Genomic DNA, 17,488 nt, shown 5'->3' with positions numbered 1-17,488 from the left:
CGGTCAGACGAACAGCCGCTGGCCGGTCAGCCGCTCGTGCTCGCGGATCGCGTAGCGGTCGGTCATGCCGGCAATGTGGTCGGCCACCTGCCGCCGCAGCGACAGCCCGGCGCGGCGCCGCTGCGCGGGCAACCGCGCGGGGTCGGCGCAGTAGGCGCGGTACAGGTCGGCCACCACCTGGCGCGCGCGCGCCGTGGTCTCCATCACCTGCGGGTGGCGGTACAGGTTGACGAGCAGGAAGCGCTTCAAGCGCGCCGACGCATCGCGCATCGCCGGCGAGAAGCCCAGCAGCGGCGGTTGCGCGCGCACGTCTTCCACGGATTGCACGCCGGCGGCGGTGAGCGCCGCGCGCGTGGCGGCGATCACGTCGTACACCTGCGCGCTGAGCATGCGGCGGATCGTCTCGTACAGCAGCCGGCGGCCCTGCAGGTGCGGATGCTGCGCCAGCGCCTCGCGGCGGAACGTGTCGAACAGCTCGACCTGCTCCAGCTGCTCCAGCGTCAGCAGGCCGCTGCGCACGCCGTCGTCGAGGTCGTGCGCGTTGTAGGCGATCTCGTCGGCGACGTTGGCCAGCTGCGCCTCCAGCGACGGCGACTCGCCGCGCAGGAAGCGCGCCCCCACGCCGCCGGGCTCGCGCGCCTCCAGCCACTCGGCATTGGCGCGCGCGCAGTGCTTCAGGATCCCCTCGCGCGTCTCGAAGCTGAGGTTGAGGCCGTCGAACTCGGGGTAGCGCTCCTCCAGTTCGTCGACCACGCGCAGGCTCTGCAGGTTGTGCTCGAAGCCGCCGTGCGGCTCATCCTCCCCGCGCGGCTCGGCGGCCCACGGGCCGTCGTCGGCGTGCAGGCAGGCGTTGAGCGCGTCCTGCCCGGCGTGGCCGAACGGCGTGTGCCCGAGGTCGTGCGCCAGCGCGATCGCCTCCACCAGATCCTCGTGCAGGCCGAGCGCCCGCGCAATGCTGCGGCCGAGCTGCGCCACCTCCAGCGAGTGCGTCAGCCGCGTGCGGAACAGGTCGCCCTCGTGGTTGAGGAACACCTGCGTCTTGTAGACCAGACGCCGAAAGGCGGTGGAGTGAATGACGCGGTCGCGGTCGCGCTGGAACGGGTTGCGCGTCGGCGCTGGCGGCTCGGGGTGACGCCGGCCGCGGCTGCGCGCCGGGTCACACGCCCATGGCGCGAGCGCCCCGCCCGGCCACGCGGGCGGCGTCGCCGCGGCGGCGGCCTCCTCGGCCAACGACGGCAGCGCAGGGGTCAAGGCCGCCTCCCCTCCTCCCCAGCCCGGCTCAGGCGGCGCAGCGCGCCGCGATCACCTCGGTCACCAGCGCATCCGGCGCTGGGCGCACGAACGCGTGGCCGCCCTCGTCGACGACGACGAAGCGGATCTCGCCACCCTCGGCCTTCTTGTCCACCCGCATCAGCTCCAGGTAGTGCGAGGCGTTGTCGGGCCCCAGCACCGGCGCACGCACCGGCAGGCCGGCGGCGGCCACCAGCCGCTCCAGCCGCGCCACCCACGCCGCCGACACCAACCCGAGCCGGCGCGACAGCTCCGCCGCCATCACCATGCCGCAGCCCACCGCCTCGCCGTGCAGCCAGGCGCCGTAGCCGAGTCCCGCCTCGATCGCATGGCCGAAGGTGTGGCCGAAGTTGAGGATGGCGCGCAGGCCGGATTCGCGCTCGTCCTGTCCGACGACGGCGGCCTTGATCTCGCAGCTGCGCCGCACCGCGTGCGCCAGCGCGGCGGGGTCGCGCGCCACCAGCCGCCTGACGTTGCCCTCGACCCAGTCGAGGAAGGCCGCGTCGGCGATCGGCCCGTACTTGATCACCTCCGCCAGCCCGGCGGCGAACTCGCGCGGCGGCAGGGTGTCGAGCGTCGCCAGATCGCACACCACCCGCACCGGCTGGTAGAACGCCCCGATCATGTTCTTGCCCAGCGGATGGTTGATCGCCGTCTTGCCGCCCACCGACGAGTCCACCTGCGCCAGCAGGGTGGTGGGCACCTGCACGAACGGCACACCGCGCATGTAGCAGGCGGCGGCAAAGCCGGCCATGTCGCCGACCACGCCCCCACCCAGCGCGAACAGCACCGTCTTGCGGTCGGCCCCGGCCGCCAGCAGCGCGTCGAAGATGCGGTTCAGCGTCGCCCAGTCCTTGTGCGCCTCGCCATCGGGCAGCACCACCTCCAGCACGCGCGCATAGTGCGGCTGCAGCGCCGCACGCAGCCGCGCCAGATACAGCGGCGCCACCACCGTGTTGGTGACGATGGCGGCGGCGGCCGCGCGCGGAAGGCCGGCCCAGGTGGCCGGATCGTCCAGCAGCCTGGCGCCGATGACGATCGGGTAGCTGCGCTCCCCGAGGTCGATCGTCACCGTGTGCAGCACGGTGGCGGCGGACGTGGACGCAGGGGCTTCGGCGAGGGCGGCAGCGGCGGGCGTGGACATGCCACGAGTTTAGCCGGCCATCGCGCCGCGGGCCGCGTCCGCCCCCAGCTCCAACTGCATCAGGATCATGTTGACGAGCGTGGCCACCGACGGGCGGCCGGTCTCGATCACGTAATGCGCCGTCTCGCGGTACAGCGGGTCGCGCAGCGCGTGCAGCTCGCGCAGGCGCTGCAGCGGGTCGTCCACCTGCAGCAGCGGGCGCGTGCGGTCGTGGCGCAGCCGGCGCATCAGCTCCTCGGGCGTGGAGCGCAGGTAGAACACCCGCCCGCGCGCGCGCAGCCGCTGCCGGTTGGTCGGCCGCAGCACGGCCCCGCCCCCCGTGGACAACACGCACGGCTCACCACGCGTCAGCTCGTCCAGCACCGCTTCCTCGAGATCGCGGAACGGCTCCTCGCCCTCCCGCTCGAAGAATTCGCGGATGCTACAGCCGAGCCGCTCCTCGATCACCGCGTCGGAATCGACGAACGGCACCTGCAGCCGCCGCGCCAGCTGCCGGCCGACCGTGGTCTTGCCGGCGCCGGGCAGGCCGATCAGGATGACGCCGACAGCCATCAGGGGCACGTGGCCGGATTGGTGTTCACCACCGTCACCACCGCTGTCCCAATCGACCCATTGCTGTCAATGACTGTCAGCGTGACAGGGGTATCCGCCGACACGCACGTGGTACCCGACACGGTGCCAACGAACGAACCGGGCGTCTTGATCGAACCATCGGCATTGAACTCCGGCGCCGTCACCGTCGATATGGAGACCAGCCCTGGGAAACTGCTGAGAACCGTCGGCACGCCTTTCGCCGCAGTCAAGACACTGAATGTCACCGCGGAACCAGATTGCTCGCCAAGGCTGACTGCAGAGGGCGAGACGCGGATTTGCGTCGTCAAGGTGTTGATCGTCACTTTGGTCTTGACCATTTTGCCAGCCGCGTCGGAAAACACCACATCGACGTCCCCCGTGGCCAGCAGGCCGAGGATCTCGAACTCGCTGTCGGATCCCGGCAACAGCCGGACCTGGATGGCGGCGGGAATGCCGCCCGCGATCGAATAGGGTTTTTGTCCCCCGGACAGCACCACGGTCGCCGGAATGCCAATCGGCAGGGTCAGGTTGTCCGATGAAATGCGCAGCTCCGGCGAGCCTACCGTTACCGCCATGGCCAGTTCCGTCCCAGCGGCGTCACGAATACGGACGGTCATATCCCCGATGGCCATACCCTGGATGCTCCACTGCTCCGCATCCAGCTGGGTGACCGTCGCGACCAAAGGTGCGCTGCCGGTGATGGTGTAGGGCTTGACGCCGCCGCTGACGCGGAAGGTGCGCGCCTGCGATGGCCCCACCCCGATGGTCAGCGCCGCCGGGGCGGTCGTATACAGGGGCACACTCGTCCCCACCGTCACGGACACCGTTTGACTCGTACCGGCATAGTCCGTCACGATCACATTGGCGGATGCCCCGGGGGCGATGCCCCCGATCACCAGCGAATTGCCATCCATGGCCGCCACGGCCACAGCGGCTTCGGTCGTCACGGCGCGATAGGGCGGCACGCCACCGGTCACCGGAAGCAGCTTGGATTCACCCGGCAAAACGGTAACCGCAGACACCCCGCCAACCGAAAGCGCGCCGGTGTTCGGGTTGGCACCTGGCGAGCCGCCACCGCCGCCACAGGCCACGAGCATCACGGCCACTGCCGCCGCGATCCATCCAATCCATCGTTTGATCACGTCAATCTCCCAAAAACCGTTCCAGGATGCCGACCATCACTGAGCCGCTGCGGCTTCGTCAAGCACCACGGGGGTCACAAAAATCAGCAATTCCCGCTTGGTGCTCGTGTTGTTGCGGGTCTTGAACAGGTTGCCCAATACCGGTACGTCACCCAATACGGGGACCTTGTCCACGTTGTTGGTCTCTTCCTGCTCGAAAATACCGCCAATCATCACGGTGCCACCGTTGTCCACCATCACCTCGGTCTCGACCTCCTTCACGGCAAGCTGTGGACCGGCCGAGGTGATGCCCGTCAGTTGGTTCTTGGTCGCTTTCAGCGCCAACAACACCTTGCCCGACGGCGTGATCTGAGGCGTGACCTCCAACAGCAGGTTGGCATCGATCGTCACGATCAAATCTTCGGTCTGACCCGCGGCATTGGTGCGACGCTGCAGGAATCGCAGCTGGTCGCCCTGTTTGATGGCTGCCTTGTTGAGATCGCTGGTCACGATCTTGGGGCTGGAGATGACGCGACCGTTGTTGTCCGATTCCAGCGCGGAAAGCTCGAGGTTCAGAAACCGGTTGGCCGAGGGGCTGAACAGCGACAGCGCGATCCGAGGAATGTCGGTGTTGTTGATGCTGGTGCGCGCCGGCAGGTTGACGAAGTTCGTGTTTTGGTTGGTCAGGGGCAGCGCGGACTCTCCGGTGGTCGCGGTGATGGCATCGTACGAGCCTCCAAGCGCCACCCGGGCACCGCCACCAATGCCGTAGCCCGCGTCCCCGCCACGAATGGTGCGCAAATCCGCGCCCCCCAGCCGCACACCGAGCGCACGGCCAAACCCCTCGCGGGCTTCCACCAAACGGGCTTGGATCATGACCTGGCGCTTCGGGCTGTCCACGCGGCGGATGTAATCCCGCACCGAATCCAGCCGTCCAGGCACATCGGTCACGAAGACCTGGTTGGTCCGCACGTCGGCGATCGCGGACCCGCGCGTCGACAGCAAACGGTTGGTCGTCTGATTGTCACCCCCGCCGCTGGAAGTCGCGTCCTTGAGCGTTTTGACGACCTCTTCCGCCTTCGCGAAATTCAACCGGAACACCTCCGTCCGCAAGGGCTCCAGGTCCTCCAGCTTTTTGGTGACTTCGCGTTGCGCCACGGCTTCGGCATCCAGCTCCTTCTTGGGGGCCACGCGAATGACATTCCCCGTCTTGGTCATGCCCAGCTGCTTGGCCTCCAGGATGATGTCCAGCGCCTGGTCCCACGGCACGTCCTTCAGGCGCAGGGTCAGGTTGCCCTGCACGGTGTCCGTGGTGATGATGTTGAAGTTGGTGAAGTCGGCGATGACCTGCAGCAGCGAGCGCACATCGATGTTTTGGAAGTTGAGGGACAACTTCTCGCCGCTGTACTTGGGCCCCTGCACGAGCCGGTTGGGATCGGGCTTGACCGGGCGCACCTCCAGCACGAACTGGTTGTCGCTCTGGTAGGCGCTGTGCTCCCACTCACCGGTGTTTTCCACCAGCAGGCGCACGCGGTCACCGGTCTGGGTGGCCGTGACGGTACGCACCGGCGTGCCAAAGTCGGTCACGTCCAAACGCCGGCGCAGGCCCTCCGGCAACGACGTGCGCAGAAATTCCACCACCAGACTGCGCCCTTGCGGCCGAATGTCCACGCCCGTCTGGGGGTTGCCCAGTTCCACGATCAGGCGGCCGGCACTGTCCTCGCCACGGCGAAAGTCGATGTCGTTCAGGGCCGTCATGCCGCCGACCGTAGGGCCGCTGTCGAACGTAGCGGCACCGACCGCAGCCGGGGCGGCGGGCGCAGCAGCGGGGGCGTTTTGCAGGGTGACGAACAGCACGTTGCCCTGGACCTGGGTGTCGTAGGGCACGGCACGGTTGAGGTTGAGGACGAGTCGCGTGCGGCCACTGGCCTCGATGACGTTGACCGAGCGCAGATTGCCCTGGTTGATCTCGATCAGCCCCTGCCCGGTGGCGTTGGTGGTCGCGGGGAAATCCAGCGCGATGCGCGCGGGCGTCTGGATGGTGAACGCGGCGGGCAGGGCCTTCAGGGGTTCGGTGGTTTCGATGCGAATGACCTCGTTGCCGCTGCTGAAGCCCGCCGAGACGGAGCGAATGGCCCCTTGGGCCTGCGCCCAGCCGCTGGCCAGGACAGCCGCAGCCGCCAGGGCGAACGACATCCACCGCCCGCCCCGGGGCCGGCGCTGCGGTGCATCACCGGGTGATCGATGTGCGAAGGTCATTTGCCGGTTCCTTCCTGTAGCTGCAAGGTGGCGGTGCGCTCGATCCACTCGCCGGCAGCGTCCTGCACGATCTCGCGCAGCGTGATCTGATTGTCGGAGATGGCGGTCACCCGCCCGTAGTTCTGGCCCAGATAATTGCCCACCGTCACCGGATGGAGCAGACCATTGACGCGGACCAGCGCCACGCGGCGCCCGCCCTTGTCCAGCAGGCCCACCATGGCGATCGCGTCGAGGGGGAAATCCTCCAGCGGCTCGCGGCGCCGACGCATCTCGGACTCGATCAAGCGCGACACCGCCCCGCCGGCCGCGTCGCTGCGCAGCACGCGGACCAGTTTTTCCTCGCTGAAGGGCGCCAGGGTATCGCCCCCCTCATAAGGCTGCGGCTGGTAGGCGGTGGGCGGCTGAATGGGCGTCACCTTGGGTTGGGCCGATGCGCGCTGGCGCGCCATCCACTGCGCCAAATCCTCGTCGTTGCCGCCGGCGCAGCCCAGCAACCCCGCCGATACGGCCAGGACACCCAAGCCACCCCAAACGGAAAGCAGGGGGCGCGCGCGGGGGCTCATTTCTTGCCTCCCTGGGCCGCTTTGGCCGCCGACTTCTGAGCCAGCACTTCGTCGGGGTCCAGATAGCGGAAGGTCTTGGCGGTGGCCTCCATGATCAGCAGGTCGTTGCGGTTGGCCACCGGGTTGATCGACAAATTGTTCAGCGTCACGATACGCGACAGGTAGGCGATGTCGGACACGAACATGCCAATGTCGTGGTAGGAGCCGCTCACACGGACGGTGATGGGCAGCTCGGCATAGTAGTCGCGCACCGCCTCCTGCCCGGGGCGGAAGAGCTCGAACTGCAACCCGCGGCCGATGCCGGCCTGGTTGATGTCGGACAGCAGGGCGTCCATCTCGGCCCGGTTGGGCAGTTGCTTTTCCAGTTGCGCAACGTACTGCCGCACCTGCTCCAGTTGCGCCTTGAGCGCGTCGAGAGCGACGGCCTTGCCGACTTTTTGCGTGTACTCGGTGCGCAACTCGCCCTCGCGCCGCTGGGCAGCCTCGAGCGCATCGCGGCGATCGGACAACCAGACGTACCACAGCGCCACGACGATGAAGACCGCCACCGCCGCCAGCAGCAAGGCCCGTGGCAGCGTCGGCCAGCGGGACGGATCGTTGGGGTCCAGCCCGCTGAACTGGCGCCGCAGGGTCTGCTGCAGATCGGCCCAGTCGATGGAGGGGGATTTGCGTTTGGAGGCCATGGTGTCGTCCGGTTGCGGGGTCAGACCGCCCCGCCCTTGCCAGTCGGGGCCGGCGCACCGCCGCCCGCCTTGTCCACACCCTCGCCCTTGCCCTGCACGACGCGCAGCGCAAAGTTGAAGACCCGGCGCTGCCCGCCCGGGTTGAAGTTCTGGGTGCCGGCCGTGATCTCGATGAGCTGCGGCTGTCGCAGCCAGGGGCTCTGGGTGGACAGGTTACGCAGCAGCTCGGAGACGCGCTCCTGCGACTGGGCCACCCCGGTGATCGCGATGCCGCCGCCCTCCTGCTTGATCGAGCGCAGGTAGACCCCGTCGGGCAGCCGCCGCACCAGCTCGTTGAGCAGATGGACCGGCAGGTTGCGGTCGGCCTGCAGGCTCTCGACGGCGTCCTGGCGCGCCTTGAGGGCATCCAGCTCGGTTTGCAGCGTGGCGATTTCTTTGATCTGCTGGTCGAGCTTGGCGATTTCGGTCTGCAACTGCTGGTTGCGCCCTTGCTGGACGGCAATGCGCGCCTCGAAGACCGTGTACACCGCGCCCGCCAGCGCGATGCCGGCAAGGGCCGCCAGCGCCAGATGGACGAAGAATGCCTCGCGCCGCTTCTTGCGCGCCCACTCACGGTGGGGCAGCAGGTTGATGGCGATCATGGCATGAACCTCCGCAAGGCCAGCCCCGTGGCCACCAGATAGGACGTCGCCTCCATGGCCAGGCGCGCGGCAGGCAGGGTGGGTGGCAGGGCCATGCCCTCGAAGGGGTTGAGCACACTCGTGACAAAGCCCGTCTGCGTCATCACCGCCTCGGCCACGCCGGGCAGGCTGGCCGCACCGCCGGACAGCAGGATGTGGTCCACCTTGTTGTGCGGCGTGCTGGTGAAAAAGAACTGCAGCGCGCGGCCCAGCTCCTGCCCCAGAGTGTCCAGAAACGGCTGCAGCACCGTTTGCGGATAGTCGGCGGGCAGGCCATTGCCGGTTTTCTTTTTCTGCTCCGCCTCTTCGAAGGAAATGCCGTACTGGCGCGCAATCACCTGGGTGAGCGCCGCGCCGCCGACCGGTTGGTCGCGCTCGTAGATCATCTCGTCGTTGCGAATGACCTGCAGACCGGTGGACTGCGAACCGATCTCGAACAACGCGACGAGCAGATTGTTGCCCTGGTTGGGCAGCCGCTCGATGGCCCGGCGCGCGGCCAGCCGCGACGCATAGGACTCGACGTCCATGATCACCGGGTTGAGGCCTGCCGCCTCGGCCAGCCCCTGCCGGTCGGACACCTTCTCCTTGCGGGAGGCAGCCACCAGCACCTCGTTGTACCCGGGGGCGGTGGCCGACGGGCCGATGACGCAAAAGTCCAGCGCGACTTCGGACAGGGGGAAGGGAATCAACTGCGCCGCCTCCGCCTCGACCTGGACTTCCAGCTCGTCCTCCGTCAAGCCAGCCGGCAAGCTGACCTTGCGCGTGATCACGGCAGAGCCGGGCAACGCCAGCGCGACGTTCTTGGTCTTGGTGCCGGCCTTGCGCACGAGCCGGCGCAACGCCTCGGCCACCTCGTCGAACTTCTCGACATTGCCCTCCGCAATCCAGCCCTTGTCCAGCGGCTCGATGGCGCAATGCAGCAAGGCATAGCCGCCATTGCGCCCACGCCCCAGCTCCACCAGCTTCAGGGTGGTGGAGCTGATGTCGATGCCGAGCAGCGGGGCTGGCTCGCGGCTGAACAGTGATCCGAATGCAGTCAAATCCCACCCCCATGGGCCGGACCGGACCGGCCTGCACGATGCCTATTGGATTCAATCCTAGCAGTAACGCCCCGCATCGCTCAGCGAAATCTCGCGCAGACCCCCGGGGCGCGGCCTCGGCGCGTTGCCTGAAACCGACGCCGACCGCTTCCTATAATGCTGCCGCTGTGTTTCCGGCGCCCACCGGCCCGCCCCATGTCACGTCCCCCACCCCCAACGCCCGCCCCGCCCAAGCCCGCGCCCCGATCGGGTTGGCGCCGGGTGCTGTGGGGGGCGCTGACGGTCGTCTTGGGCACGGGGCTGGCTGCGGCGATGCTGGTCGCCCTCGGCCTGGCAATGGCCTACCCCAACCTGCCGGACGTCAGCGAGCTGGCCGACTACCGCCCCAAGCTGCCGCTGCGCGTGTATGCGCGCGACGGCTCGCTGCTGGCCGAGTTTGGCGAGGAGCGACGCAACCTCGTGCCTTTCGAGGACATCCCGCCGGTGATGATCAACGCCGTGCTGGCCATCGAGGATGCGCGCTTCTTCGAGCACAGCGGCATCGACTACCGGGGCCTGCTGCGCGCGGCGCTGGCCAACCTGGGCGAGGCCAAGAGCCAGGGCGCTTCCACCATCACCATGCAGGTGGCGCGCAACGTCTACCTGTCCAGCGAAAAGAGCTACCTGCGCAAGATCTACGAGGTGCTGTTGACCTTCAAACTCGAGCACCTGCTCACCAAGGAGCAGATCCTCGAGATCTACATGAACCAGATCTTTCTGGGCCACCGCTCGTACGGCTTCGCGGCGGCGGCGCGCACCTACTTCGGCAAATCGCTCAAGGACCTGACCATCGCCGAGGCGGCGATGCTGGCCGGCCTGCCCAAGGCGCCATCGGCGTACAACCCGATCAGCAACCCCAAGCGGGCCCGGGCACGCCAGCTCTACATCATCGACCGGATGCTGGAAAACGGCTTCATCACCGAGGCACAGGCCCAGACCGCGCGCGAGGAGCCGCTGCGCCTGCGCCGCTACGACGCCGAGCAGGCCATCCACGCCGAGTACATCGCCGAGATGGTGCGCCAGACCATCGTCGAGCGCTATGGGGAAGACGCCTACACCGCCGGACTGAAGGTCCACACCACCATCGACCCGGACCTGCAGCGCGCGGCCTGGCGCGCCGTGCGGCAGGGTATCGTGGACTTCGAGCGGCGCCAGTTTTACCGCGGGCCGGAGCGCTTCATCGACCTGCCGGCCAACCCCGCCGCCCGCGAGGCGGCCATCGACGATGCGCTGACCGCCGTGCCGGACAACGAGCCGCTGCTGACCGCCGTCGTGCTCTCGGCCGACGCGCGCCAAGTGGTCGTGGTGCGCGGCGACGACACGCCGATCGAGATCACCGGCGAGGGGCTGGAGTCGGTGCGCTCGGGCCTGAGCGACAACGCGCCGCCCCATCTGAAGCTGCGCCCAGGGGCCGTGGTGCGCATCGTCAAGGGCGCGCGGGGTTGGTACCTGACCCAGACCCCCGAGGTGGAGGCGGCCTTCGTCGCGGTCGATCCGCGCGACGGCGGCATCCGCGCGCTGGTCGGCGGCTTCGACTTCGAGCGCAACAAGTTCAACCGCGTGACCCAGTCGCAGCGCCAGCCCGGCTCCAGCTTCAAGCCGTTCATTTATTCCGCCGCGCTGGAAAAGGGCATCATGCCGCAGACGGTTGCCAACGACGCGCCGCTGTTCTTCCCGGCCAGCGTCACGGGCGGCAAACCGTGGGAGCCCAAGAACTACGACGGGCAGTACGAGGGGCCGATGCCCATCCGCACGGCGCTGGCCAAGTCCAAGAACATGGTGTCGATCCATGTGCTGCGGGCCGTCGGCACCCAGTCGGCGCAGCAGTGGATCACCCGCTTTGGGCTGGATCCCGCCAAGCATCCGCCTTACCTGACCATGGCGCTGGGCGCCGGGGCCGTGACGCCGCTGGAAATGGCGGCCGGCTACAGCGTGTTCGCCAACGGGGGGCACTACCTGCCGCCGGTGCTGATCACCCGCATCACCGACCCCAAGGGCCGGGTACTGCTGGAGGTGCCGCCCCAGGCCCCGGACGAGGCCAACCGCACGCTGCCCGAGCGCAACGCCTTCCTGATGGGGCAACTCCTCAACGAAATCACCCGCTCCGGCACCGCCGCGCGGGCGCAGGCGACGCTCAAGCGCCCGGATCTGTACGGCAAGACCGGCACGACCAACGACGCGCAGGATGCGTGGTTCGTGGGCTTTCACCCCACGCTGGCCGCGGCGGCCTGGCTGGGCTACGACACCCCGCGCAACCTGGGGCGACGGGCCACGGGCGGAGCGCTGGCACTGCCGATCTGGATCGACTTCATGGGCCAGGCCCTGCGCAACACACCCGTGCACGAGCCCACCCCGCCCTCGGGCGTCGCATTCGTGAACGGGGATTGGGTGTACGAGGAATATGCCGACGGCAGCTACGTCAAGCGCCTGGGGTTCGGCGACGCGGCCAGCCTGCCCGCGGGCGAGGCACCGCCCGATGGCGAAGCCGACCCGCGCGAAAAGCGCAGCATCCTGGACTTGTTCCGGCAGTAAGCCACCGGCCCCGGGTCACGCAACGGGGCGGCACATCACGGCGCAAACGTCAGCGGCACGCCCGCCTGCGCCGACGCCTCGCGCGAGAGGTGAGCAAAAAACTCCCCCGCGCCCTTGGTGTCCATCCAGTGCTGGCCGTCGAAGCGGTAGTGGTAGCCGCCGGAGCGCGACGCCATCCAGATTTCGTGCAGGGGCTTTTGCAGATTGATCACGATCTGGCTGCCGTTGCGAAAGGTCAGCGTGATCATGCCGCCCACGCGCTGGTTGTCGATGTCCGCATCGGTGGTTTCGTTCAGGCGGTCGCAGTTGAGCTCCACCGCCTTCAGGGCCGCCTCGGCCCGGTCCAGGTATTCGAGATCGGTCATCACTACAATCGCCCGCATGCAAAGAAGTCGGCGCATTGTAGGACCGCGTCTGGCCGCGTGGGCGGCCGTGCTGGCCATGACCCTGTCGGGATGTGGCCAGAAAGGCCCCTTGACGCTGCCCCCCTCCCCCCAGCCCCCCGCCGCCACGACCGATGTCCCGCGCTGAACCGCCCCTTCCTTACCTGCCCGGCGCTCCCCATTTTGCCTACCGCGACGGCGAGCTGTGGGCCGAAGGGCTGCGCGTCGCCGATCTGGCGCGCGAGCACGGCACACCGCTGTTCGTGTACTCGGTCGCGGCCATGCGCGCGGCGGTGGCCGCCTACCAGCGCGGGCTGCAGGGGCGCGACGCGCTCATCTGCTACGCGATGAAGGCCAACTCCACGCTCGCGATCCTGGAGGTGTTCGCGCGGGCGGGCTGCGGCTTCGACATCGTCTCCGGCGGCGAGCTGGAGCGCGCCCTGCGCGCCGGGGCGGCACCCGAGCGCATCGTCTTTTCGGGCGTGGGCAAGACCCGGGCCGAAATGCGCCGCGCGTTGCAGGTCGGCATCGGCTGCTTCAACGTCGAAAGCCGCGCCGAGCTGGACGTGCTCGACACCGTGGCGCGCGAACTGGGCGTGCGCGCGCCGGTCAGCCTGCGTGTCAACCCCGACGTGGACGCGCAGACCCACCCCTACATCTCCACCGGGCTCAAGGGCAACAAATTCGGCATCGCGCACGACGAGGCGCTGGACGCCTACCGCCACGCCGCCCGCCTGAGCGGCCTGTCGGTGGTGGGCATCGACTGTCACATCGGCTCGCAAATCACCAGCATCGGCCCCTACCTGGATGCGCTGGACCGCGTGCTCGACCTGGTCGAGGCGATCGAGGCCGAGGGCATCCCCCTGCACCACCTGGACCTGGGCGGCGGCCTGGGCATCGAATACCACGGCGAGCAGCCCCCGGCGGCGGATGCGCTGTGGCAGGCGCTGCTGGCGCGGCTGGACGCGCGCGGCCACGGCCGCCGTCGCCTGCTGCTGGAGCCGGGCCGCTCGCTGGTCGGCAACGCCGGCATCTGCGTGACCCAGGTGCTCTACACCAAGCCCGGCGCGGCCAAAAACTTTTTGATCGTGGACGCGGCGATGAACGACCTCCCGCGCCCGGCCATGTACGAGGCCTACCACGCCATCGCCCCCGTGCAGCCGCGCTCCGACGCCCCGGCGCTGACGTGGGACGTGGTCGGCCCGGTGTGCGAAAGCGGCGACTGGCTTGGGCGCGACCGCGAGCTGGCCGCGCAGCCCGGGGACCTGCTCGCGGTGGGCTCGGCCGGCGCCTACTGCATGAGCATGGCCAGCCACTACAACACGCGCGGCAAGGCGGCCGAGGTGCTGGTCAGCGGCGCGCGCGCGCAGCTCATCCGCGCGCGCGAGACGGTGGCCGACCTGTGGCGGCAGGAGCGCGCGCTCGCGCTCGACTGACCGCCGCGCGCAGCCGCCAGCCCAGCAACAGGGCCAGCCAGGCGGCATACACCGCCACCTCGCCCCACAGGCGCTTGCCGCTGCGCATCCAAAACCAGTGCAGCAGCGCCAGCAGCGCCACCGCGTACACCAGCCGGTGCAGCGCACGCCAGCGCCGCGCGCCCAGGCGCCGGATCGCGCCGTCGAACGAGGTCGCGGCCAGCGGCACCAGCAACAGCAGCGCCAACATCCCCACGAGAATGAACGGCCGCTGCGCCACGTCGCGCGCCACCGCGCCCAGGTCGCCCCCCTGATCTAGCCACGCATACGCCAGCAGGTGCAGCAGCGCGTAGCCGAATGCCCACAGTCCGAGCCCGCGCCGCCAGCCCGCAAGCGCCTGCCAGCCGGTCAGTTGCCGCAGCGGCGTGACCAGCAGCGTCAGCCACAGCAGCCGCAACGCCCACAGCCCCAGACCGCGGATCAACGCCTCCGCCGGGTTGGCGCCCAGGCGGTCGGCCAGCGCCAGCCCCCACAGCCACACCGCCGGGGCCGCCAGCAACAGCAGCGCCCAGGGCTTGGCCGCGCGCAGCCAGCGGTCCACGTCAGTAGAAGCGCCGCAGGTCCATGCCGGCGTACAGCCCCGCCACCTGCTCGGCGTACCCATTGAACGGCTGCGTCTTCAGGCGCGGCGCTAACAGCCCGCCCTGCCCCAGCCGCCGCTCGGTGGCCTGGCTCCAGCGCGGGTGCGGCACGTCCGGGTTGACGTTGGCGTAAAAGCCGTATTCGTGCGGCGCGGCCACATTCCAGGCCGTGGCCGGCTGGCGCTCGACGAAGCGGATGCGCACGATCGACTTGGCGCTCTTGAAGCCGTACTTCCACGGCACCACCACGCGCAGCGGCGCGCCGTTCTGCGGCGGCAGCCGTTCGCCGTACAGGCCGAACGCCAGCAGCGTCAGCGGATGGCGCGCCTCGTCCATCCGCAACCCCTCGACGTACGGCCACAGCAGCACGCTGGAGCGCAGGCCGGGCATCGTCTCGCGGTCGGCCAGGCTGTGGAACTCGACGAACTTGGCGCTGCCCAACGGCCGCGCGTGCTCGATCAGCGCCGACAGCGGGTAGCCGATCCACGGGATCACCATCGACCAGCCCTCGACGCAGCGCAGGCGGTAGATGCGCTCCTCCATCGGCGCCCGCTTCAGCAGATCGTCCAGATCCAGCGTCAGCGGCCGCGCCACCAGGCCGTCCACCTGCACCGTCCACGGCTGCAGCCGCATGCGGGGCGCCAGGCGCGCGGGGTCTTCCTTGTCGGTGCCGAATTCGTAGAAGTTGTTGTAGCCAGTGACGAGTTCGTATGGGGTGCGCGCTTCGGGCGTGTGGGCACCGGCGACGGTGCTGGGCCGGGCGGCCAAAGGCGGGTGCTGACCGGGCCGGCTGGCCGGGGAAGACGCCGTGGCCCACGCGGCCGGTGCGAACGCCGCCCCCGCCGTGACCCAGCCCGCGCGCCGCAGCCATACGCGGCGGTTTTCCACCACCGCCCGTGGCGTGATCTCGCTGGGCCGCGGCTGCATGGGGGCCCCTGTCGGATCACAGCGCGCCGTAGCTGTGCAGGCCGCTCAGGAACATGTTGACGCCCAGGAACGCAAACGTCGTGATGCCCAGGCCCACCAGCGCCCACCACGCCGCCACCGTGCCGCGCAGGCCCTTCATCAGGCGCATGTGCAGCCAGGCGGCGTAATTCAGCCAGACGATCAGCGCCCAGGTCTCCTTCGGGTCCCAGCTCCAGTACCCACCCCAGGCCTCCGCCGCCCACAGCGCGCCCAGGACGGTGGCGATGGTGAAGAAGGCAAAACCCACCGCGATGGCCTTGTACATCACGTCGTCGAGCACCTGCAGGCTCGGCAGCCGATCGGCGATGCGCCGCCGCGCCGCCAGAATGCCACCGACGATCAGCGCCGACACGCCGAAATAGACGAACCAGTAGCTGCCGCCTTTCGCCACGGCATCCTGCCGGAACACCAGCGGCTCGAAGCACAGCACGATGCCCAACAGCCACAGCGGGGCGAGCTTGACCCAGCTCGTCTCGCCGGCGCTTTGCTTGATCAAGTAGGCAAAGGCCAGCATCGCCGCGATCGCAAACGTGCCATAGCCGATGAAGTTGGCCGGCACGTGCAGCTTCATCCACCAGCTCTGCAGCGCCGGCACCAGCGGCTGGATCTGGTGCGCCTCGCGCACCACCGTGTACCACAGCAGAAAGCCCACCGCGGCACTCACGATCAGCATCGCAAACGCCCCCATGCGCCGCGTCTGGTAGCGGTCCTCGTAATACAGGTAATACGTTGCCGTCAACCAGGCGAACAGCACGAACACCTCGTACAGGTTGCTGACCGGGATGTGCCCGATGCCGGGGCCAATCTGGTGGCTCTCGTACCAGCGCACCATCGTGCCGGCGAGCGCCAGTGCCACCGCCACCCAGGCGATGCGCGAACCCAGCCGCTCGGCCGTCTCGCCCCCGCGCGGCGCCAGCAGGCCGATCCAGTAGAACACCGTGCTCATGAAAAACAGCACGCTCATCCACAGGATCGCCGACTGGCTGGAGAGAAAGTATTTCAGCAGGAACACCTGCTCGGCGCGCGCCAGATCCGCCCGCCCCTCCACCTGGTACAGACCAATGGCCAGCAGCGCCAGCGCCGCCACCACCACGGTCAACGGCTGTACCGGGCGCCAGAACCACGCCAACGCCACCAGGCTGGGCACCGCGCCGATCAGGATGGCCTTTTCGTAGCCATCCATCGCGTGGCCCCACTGCCACAGCGCCACCGCGGCGCCTGCGACGGCCAGCAGGGCATAGAGCCAATCCCACAGCGTGCGGCGGGCCATCCAACCGCGCGCGCCACGGTCCGCCGCGCTGCGCTTGTCGAGTTTGAGGTCGATGGTTTGGGAAGCAGACGTCATGTCGAACCCTCGGACGCGGGGGGATGCAACAGGCCTCGCAGGCCGTCGAACTCGCGGTCGTTGTCGAGCAGCTTGCGGTTGCTCGACAGCGCCATGGTCGCGCGGGCGCCGTCGCCGGCCGGGGCCAGCCACACCCACAGGCGCCGTTCGCGCACATAGAGCATGGCAAAAACCCCGATGATCAGCAACAGACACCCCAAATACACAATGGTCTTGCCCGGCGCGCGCGCGACCTGGAACACGCTGGCCTGCACATGCTCGAAGTCCTGGAGCTGGAAGGTCAGCGGCGCCGGGTAGAAGAAGGCGTCGGACAGACTCAACACCGCCTGCGTCATGAAGGCCGCGGTGGCGTCGCCGCGCTGCGCCGGGGGCAGGCCGGCCTGCTGGCGGCTGAGCTGATACAGCTCGAACAGCGTGCCGTTCAGGATGCGCAGCAGCACCTCGCCGGCGCGCTCGCGCTCGGCCTCGGGGATGTTGACCTCCATGAAGGCCGACAGCGCCTGCAGCCCCCCCAGACGGGGCACGCCGTTGTGGGGCAGGCGCTCGATTTCGGGGTCCTCGCCGGCGAACAGGTCGATCGCCCGCTGGGCCGACCCGGCGAGCGCCTGCACCACGGCAGGCGGCTGGTCAGGCGCGGCCGCTGCCACGTAACGCCGCACCGCCATCTGCCGCATCGCCGGATCGGCCAGCGCCGCGCGCAGCCGCGCAAAACCGTCCAGGCCGTCGTTGTCGTCCACCGGCACGCGCAGATAGCGGAACGGCTCCTGCGGCGTGTCGCGCACGCCCAGCAGGTACACGCGCTGGCCATGAAGCC

Annotated in this window: 17 protein-coding genes; 3 read left to right on the top strand and 14 right to left on the bottom strand. The window is 69.0% G+C overall.

Annotated features, from left to right (window positions below; genetic code table 11):
- Positions 1-3: 3 nt before the first annotated feature.
- Genes ACK4TH_RS07890 through ACK4TH_RS07850 form a run of 9 tightly spaced genes read right to left on the bottom strand, consistent with a single transcriptional unit; the run spans position 4 to position 9,353 of the window.
- The gene (locus ACK4TH_RS07890; protein ID WP_409624724.1) at positions 4-1,251 is read right to left on the bottom strand and encodes a deoxyguanosinetriphosphate triphosphohydrolase; all 1,248 of its coding nucleotides are present in this window, start codon (positions 1,249-1,251) and stop codon (positions 4-6) included.
- Between the two features lie 28 nt (positions 1,252-1,279).
- Complete coding sequence (gene aroB, locus ACK4TH_RS07885) at positions 1,280-2,434, bottom strand: 3-dehydroquinate synthase (protein WP_409624721.1); 1,155 nt, start codon at positions 2,432-2,434, stop codon at positions 1,280-1,282.
- Positions 2,435-2,443: 9 nt separating this feature from the next.
- Positions 2,444-2,986, bottom strand: a complete 543-nt coding sequence (locus ACK4TH_RS07880) for a shikimate kinase (protein ID WP_409624815.1) — start codon at positions 2,984-2,986, stop codon at positions 2,444-2,446.
- Entirely contained in the window at positions 2,986-4,149 is a 1,164-nt protein-coding gene (locus ACK4TH_RS07875; RefSeq protein ID WP_409624718.1) for a hypothetical protein, read from the bottom strand. Before ACK4TH_RS07875 ends, ACK4TH_RS07880 begins: the two co-directional genes overlap by 1 nt.
- A 36-nt stretch (positions 4,150-4,185) precedes the next feature.
- On the bottom strand, positions 4,186-6,324 hold the full coding sequence (pilQ, locus tag ACK4TH_RS07870; protein WP_409624715.1) for a type IV pilus secretin PilQ: 2,139 nt from the start codon (positions 6,322-6,324) through the stop codon (positions 4,186-4,188).
- A 59-nt stretch (positions 6,325-6,383) separates the two neighbouring features.
- Positions 6,384-6,950 (bottom strand): pilus assembly protein PilP, encoded by a 567-nt coding sequence (locus ACK4TH_RS07865; protein WP_409624712.1) that lies wholly within the window; start codon positions 6,948-6,950, stop codon positions 6,384-6,386.
- Positions 6,947-7,633: a type 4a pilus biogenesis protein PilO gene (locus ACK4TH_RS07860; protein ID WP_409624709.1), complete on the bottom strand. Its 687-nt coding sequence runs from the start codon at positions 7,631-7,633 to the stop codon at positions 6,947-6,949. The genes ACK4TH_RS07865 and ACK4TH_RS07860 overlap by 4 nt, the downstream gene beginning before the upstream one ends.
- A gap of 20 nt (positions 7,634-7,653) precedes the next feature.
- Positions 7,654-8,274 carry a PilN domain-containing protein gene (locus ACK4TH_RS07855; RefSeq protein ID WP_409624706.1) on the bottom strand — a complete coding sequence of 207 codons (621 nt, stop codon included), beginning with the start codon at positions 8,272-8,274 and terminating at the stop codon, positions 7,654-7,656.
- The gene (locus tag ACK4TH_RS07850) at positions 8,271-9,353 is read right to left on the bottom strand and encodes a pilus assembly protein PilM (protein ID WP_409624703.1); all 1,083 of its coding nucleotides are present in this window, start codon (positions 9,351-9,353) and stop codon (positions 8,271-8,273) included. The genes ACK4TH_RS07855 and ACK4TH_RS07850 overlap by 4 nt, the downstream gene beginning before the upstream one ends.
- Before the next feature lie 195 nt (positions 9,354-9,548).
- Here ACK4TH_RS07850 and ACK4TH_RS07845 point away from each other — a divergent pair, with 195 nt between their 5' ends.
- Positions 9,549-11,924, top strand: coding sequence for a penicillin-binding protein 1A (locus ACK4TH_RS07845; protein ID WP_409624701.1), 2,376 nt, complete (start codon positions 9,549-9,551; stop codon positions 11,922-11,924).
- A gap of 35 nt (positions 11,925-11,959) precedes the next feature.
- On the opposite strand, the gene cyaY is transcribed toward ACK4TH_RS07845, so the two are convergent.
- Positions 11,960-12,289: an iron donor protein CyaY gene (gene cyaY, locus ACK4TH_RS07840; RefSeq protein ID WP_409624698.1), complete on the bottom strand. Its 330-nt coding sequence runs from the start codon at positions 12,287-12,289 to the stop codon at positions 11,960-11,962.
- Here cyaY and lptM point away from each other — a divergent pair.
- A complete protein-coding gene (gene lptM, locus ACK4TH_RS07835; RefSeq protein ID WP_409624695.1) occupies positions 12,171-12,455 on the top strand; it encodes an LPS translocon maturation chaperone LptM in 285 nt (94 codons plus the stop codon). The two genes, cyaY and lptM, sit on opposite strands and share 119 nt — an antisense overlap.
- Positions 12,442-13,743, top strand: a complete 1,302-nt coding sequence (gene lysA / locus ACK4TH_RS07830) for a diaminopimelate decarboxylase (protein WP_409624692.1) — start codon at positions 12,442-12,444, stop codon at positions 13,741-13,743. The genes lptM and lysA overlap by 14 nt, the downstream gene beginning before the upstream one ends.
- Here the strand turns inward: lysA and ACK4TH_RS07825 are convergent.
- The 4 genes from ACK4TH_RS07825 to ACK4TH_RS07810 all read right to left on the bottom strand — a co-directional run.
- Positions 13,679-14,323 (bottom strand): sulfite oxidase heme-binding subunit YedZ, encoded by a 645-nt coding sequence (locus ACK4TH_RS07825; RefSeq protein WP_409624690.1) that lies wholly within the window; start codon positions 14,321-14,323, stop codon positions 13,679-13,681. The genes lysA and ACK4TH_RS07825 overlap by 65 nt on opposite strands.
- Before the next feature lies 1 nt (position 14,324).
- Positions 14,325-15,290 (bottom strand): protein-methionine-sulfoxide reductase catalytic subunit MsrP, encoded by a 966-nt coding sequence (gene msrP / locus ACK4TH_RS07820; RefSeq protein WP_409624687.1) that lies wholly within the window; start codon positions 15,288-15,290, stop codon positions 14,325-14,327.
- 16 nt (positions 15,291-15,306) lie between these two features.
- Positions 15,307-16,599 (bottom strand): c-type cytochrome biogenesis protein CcsB, encoded by a 1,293-nt coding sequence (gene ccsB, locus ACK4TH_RS07815; protein WP_409624812.1) that lies wholly within the window; start codon positions 16,597-16,599, stop codon positions 15,307-15,309.
- Between the two features lie 71 nt (positions 16,600-16,670).
- The coding region (locus tag ACK4TH_RS07810; protein ID WP_409624684.1) for a cytochrome c biogenesis protein ResB at positions 16,671-17,488 on the bottom strand (818 nt) is incomplete at its 5' end.

Origin of the sequence: Tepidimonas sp., assembly GCF_046292505.1 — a bacterium.
Classification (GTDB): domain Bacteria; phylum Pseudomonadota; class Gammaproteobacteria; order Burkholderiales; family Burkholderiaceae_C; genus Tepidimonas.
This window is presented reverse-complemented; position numbering and strand designations above follow the sequence as displayed.